Source organism: Terriglobales bacterium, assembly GCA_035937135.1.
Taxonomy (GTDB): Bacteria; Acidobacteriota; Terriglobia; order Terriglobales; family Acidobacteriaceae; genus DASYVL01.
On the sequence record DASYVL010000005.1, the window covers coordinates 1 to 4,074 of the forward strand.

At 65.8% G+C, this 4,074-nt stretch carries 3 protein-coding genes and 1 tRNA gene; 2 read left to right on the plus strand and 2 right to left on the minus strand.

Annotation, left to right across the window (positions count from 1 at the left end):
- Window positions 1-93: 93 nt before the first annotated feature.
- Window positions 94-170 (minus strand) — tRNA-Met (locus VGQ94_00145).
- A 20-nt stretch (window positions 171-190) separates the two neighbouring features.
- Here VGQ94_00145 and VGQ94_00150 point away from each other — a divergent pair.
- Window positions 191-451 carry a hypothetical protein gene (locus VGQ94_00150; protein HEV2020918.1) on the plus strand — a complete coding sequence of 87 codons (261 nt, stop codon included), beginning with the start codon at window positions 191-193 and terminating at the stop codon, window positions 449-451.
- A gap of 4 nt (window positions 452-455) precedes the next feature.
- Here the strand turns inward: VGQ94_00150 and VGQ94_00155 are convergent, their stop codons facing one another.
- The gene (locus VGQ94_00155; GenBank protein HEV2020919.1) at window positions 456-1,742 is read right to left on the minus strand and encodes an aspartate aminotransferase family protein; all 1,287 of its coding nucleotides are present in this window, start codon (window positions 1,740-1,742) and stop codon (window positions 456-458) included.
- A gap of 233 nt (window positions 1,743-1,975) precedes the next feature.
- Here VGQ94_00155 and VGQ94_00160 point away from each other — a divergent pair.
- A partial coding sequence (locus VGQ94_00160; protein HEV2020920.1) for an SDR family oxidoreductase occupies window positions 1,976-4,074 on the plus strand: 2,099 nt, incomplete at its 3' end.

The following is a 4,074-nucleotide window of genomic DNA, read 5'->3' on the forward strand; positions in this document are numbered from 1 at the left end:
ACTTGGGAGAATTCTGCACGTTAATGCACGGAATGAACAAGAAGAAAGGCCAGCGGTAAACCCGCTGACCGTTACGATTCAGTAAGATGAGGTTGGTTGCGGGGGGTGGATTTGAACCACCGACCTTTGGGTTATGAGCCCAACGAGCTACCAGACTGCTCCACCCCGCACAGTCATACTATCAACGAGGATGGGGACGGTCAATCGCATGGCCATGCTGCTGCGCCTGCGCCGCCATCCCGAACTCGGCGAGCGCCTACTCTTCGGCACCGACTACCCGCTGCCGGTCTTTTCCTGGGCTTGTTGGGGACGGATAGGGCTGGGCCGGCTGTGGGAAATCGCTCGCACCACCAACCCCTTCGATCGGCAGTACCTGATCTGCGAGCGCCTCGGCCTGCGCTTCGGCTCCTTCGACACCCTGTCACAGAAGATGCAGCAGCCCGCGAGCTGACTGGCTAGCGCACCGCCGCGAAGCTCTCATCCAGCAGGCGGATGGCTTCGTCCACGTCGCTCTTCGCGATGTTCAGCGCCGGCGACATGCGGACGACGTTCCCGTACATCCCGCCCTTGCCGATCAACAGGCCGCGCTTGCGCGCTTCTTCCAGCAGGGAATTGGTTGCGGCGGCGGCCGGCTCCTTGCTCTTGCGGTCGGTCACCAGCTCCAGCGCCTGCATTAGCCCCATGCCGCGCACGTCGCCGATCAGCGGATACTTCTGCTGCAACTCCTCCAGCTTCTGCCGGAAGTAGCCGCCGACCACCGCGGCGTTCGTCCTCAGGTCGTCTTCCTCGATCACGTCAATCACGGCGCGCGCCGCGGTGGCGGTCACCGGATTCCCTCCGAAAGTGGAGATGGTCAGTCCCTGGAATGAGTCGGCGATCTCCGGGCGCGCGATGGTCAGCCCGATGGGCTGGCCGTTGCCCAGGCCCTTGGCCGCGGTGATGATGTCCGGCTCCACCTCCCAGTGCTCGATGCCGAACCACTTGTGCCCGGTGCGTCCCCAGGCGGTCTGCACTTCGTCGGCGATGAAGTCGCCGCCGTACTGCTTCACGATGTTGAAGGCCAGCTTGAAGTACTCCTTGGGCGGCGTGATGAAGCCGCCCACGCCCTGGATGGGCTCGGCCAGCAGGCCGGCGATGCGCCCCGAGGTCGAGGTCTGGATGACCTGCTCGATGTCCTGGGCGCAGGCCACGCCGCAATCGGGATACGTCATCCCCAGCGGGCAGCGGTAGCAGTAGGGATTCATCACGTGCACGATGCCCACCTCGATGGTGGCGCGCCGCCAGGTATTGATCCCGGTCAGCCCGCGCGCCAGCGACGAACGCCCGCTGTAGCCGTGCCGCAGCGCCAGGATCTCGAAGTTTCCGGTGTGCATGCGCGCCGTCTGCACTGCCGTCTCGTTGGCCTCGGTGCCGCTGTTGGAGAAAAAGGACTTGGTCAGCCGCTTGCCCGGCGTCAACGTCGCCAGCTTCTCCGCCAACGTCACCATGGGCTCGGTGAGGAAGCAGGTGGAGACGTGCTGCAGCTTGTCCACCTGCGCCTTGACCTTGGCCGTCACCCGGGGGTTGGCGTGGCCCACGCTGATAGTCACGATGCCGCCGAAGAAGTCCAGATACTGCTTTCCCTCCACGTCCCATATGTGCTGCATGGAGCCGTGGTCCATGGCCACCGGCTCCTTGAAATAAGTGTTCACGCAGGGGAAGACGTACTCCTTCTGCTTGCGGGCCAGCTCTTGATTGGTCATGGGGTGCCTTTCCGGCGGGGGTTCGCCGAGGAAATCAAAGTATCGTCTGCCGGGGTAGAAAACCAAGACATATTTCCGCCGCCGGGCCCCAGAACGGGGAAGCCAGCTGCACATTGCTTCCTGTTTACATAAGTGATAACTTCACCATCTTGTTGCCACCAGTTTCCGCCTCCAGGGAGCGGAATCCGGCCCGCCGCGGGTGGGCCGAAGATCAGCCAGAGAACTCCAAGAGGATGCCGGATCCAGCCCAAACCGGGACGTTTTGGCGGGTCGAGGGCAGCCTGCTCAGCCTGAGCGCCGTCCGGGTGCTGGCCTACGTCACATGGAACACCCAAAGTTTCAGCGAGCGCTGGGCCCGCCGCTTCGGCATGGCCTTCCTGGCCGTCTGCTGGCCCCTCCTGTACTTCATGGGACGCCGCTTCGCCACCCGCCTGCTCTACATCATGCTGCGCGGCGTGAGCCAGGACCGCCTCGATCTGCTGGGCGAGGAATACTTCGAGTACATCCTCAAGCCCCAGCTCAAGCCCGGCGGCCTGGAGAAGCTCAGGCAGGCGCAGGCTGCCGGCCCAGTCATCCTTGTCAGCCACGCCCTCGACCACATCATCCGCCCGCTGGCCAACCACCTGGGCGTGGAAAACATCGTTGCCAACCGCCTCGACTTCCGCGACGGCATCGCTACCGGCCGCCTGCTGGAGCCCGTGGTCCGTCCCCGCAGACTCTCCGCCTGGCTCACCGGGCACCGTCCCGACGGCCGCGTTTCCGCCGAGCGGGTCCTTCGCGACATCGGCCTCGACCGCCGGCCCGACCTCCTCTCCCGCGCCATCTTTCCGGCGCGGCGACGCGTCCCCCAACCCTCCCGCCCGGCTCTCTGCTTCGACCCGCGCAAGCGCGTCGAGCACCTCTCGGTGCATAAGGCGCTGGCAGGGAAGCGCATCATGCTCATCGGCGTCACCGGCTTCATCGGCAAAGTCTGGCTGGCCAATCTGCTCAACGACCTGCCCGAGATCGGGAAGATCTACCTCCTCATCCGCCGCCAGCGCTCCACCACCGCTACCCGCCGCCTGGAAAAGATTGTCGAGGAATCGCCGGTCTTTGACGGCCTGTACCAGCGCTATGGCGAGGGCTTCGCGCGCTTCCTCAGCGAGCGCATCGAAGTCGTCGAGGGCGACGTGAGCCAGCCCGGCCTGGGCCTGGATCCCGAGCTGCGCGCGCGGCTGGCGAAATCGCTTGATCTGGTGCTCAACAGCTCCGGCCTCACCGACTTCAATCCCGACCTGCGCGAAGCCCTCTCCGCCAACGTGGACGCCGTGGTCCACATGCTCGACTTCATGAAGCAGTGCGACCACGCCGCGCTCATGCACCTTTCCACCTGCTATGTGGTCGGCGCGCGCGACGGCCGCGTCGCCGAGGAATTGGTGCCCGACTACACCCCCAAGCGCGTTCCCGGCTTCGACGCCGAGCACGAGTGGCGCAAGCTGCACAAGCTCGCCCAGGACGCCGCCGCGCTCGCCGAAGGCCCCAGCGTCACCGAGAAGCTGCGGCGCAAGGTGCGGGAGCGCACCAAGAGCGAACTCACCGGCCCGGCGCTCGAGAACCAGCTTCGCAAGGAGCGCATCCGCTGGCTGCGCAACCACCTCACCCTGGCCGGGATGCGGCGCGCCCGCGCCCTGGGCTGGCCCAACACCTACTGCCTCACCAAGAGCTTGGCCGAGTCCCTCATCGCGCGCCTGGCCGGGGACGTTCCCGTCGCCATCGTTCGGCCCTCCATCGTCGAGACCTCGGTTGGGAAGCCCTTCTGCGGCTGGAACGAGGGTGTGAACACCTCCGCCTCACTGGCCTACCTGCTGGGTACGTCCTTCCGCCAGCTCCCCAGCAACGAACGCAAGTGTCTGGACGTGATTCCCGTGGACCAGGTCTGCCAGGGCATGACGCTAATTGCCGCCGCGCTCATCGAGCGCCGCCATCAGCGCATGTATCAGCTGGCAACCTCGGTCACCAATCCCTGCGACATGCGCCGCTCCATCGAGCTCACCGGACTCGCCCACCGCCGCCACCTGAAAGCCGAGCAGGGACTGGAATCCTGGCTGCGCCTGCGCTGGGATGCCATCCCCGTCTCCCGCACCCGCTTCCGCCGCTTCGGCGCCCCCGGACAGCGCGCCATGATCCGCGCCATCATTCGCGTGGTCGGCGAGCGCCGGCCCTTCGTCAAGGCGGAGCGCAGGCTGGAGCGGGTGGAGCGCATCGTCCGCCTCTACGAGCCCTTCATCCTGAACCACGACCACGTCTTCGAAGCCGAGCACGTCGAGATCCTCTCCCAGGCGCTGCCCCCGGA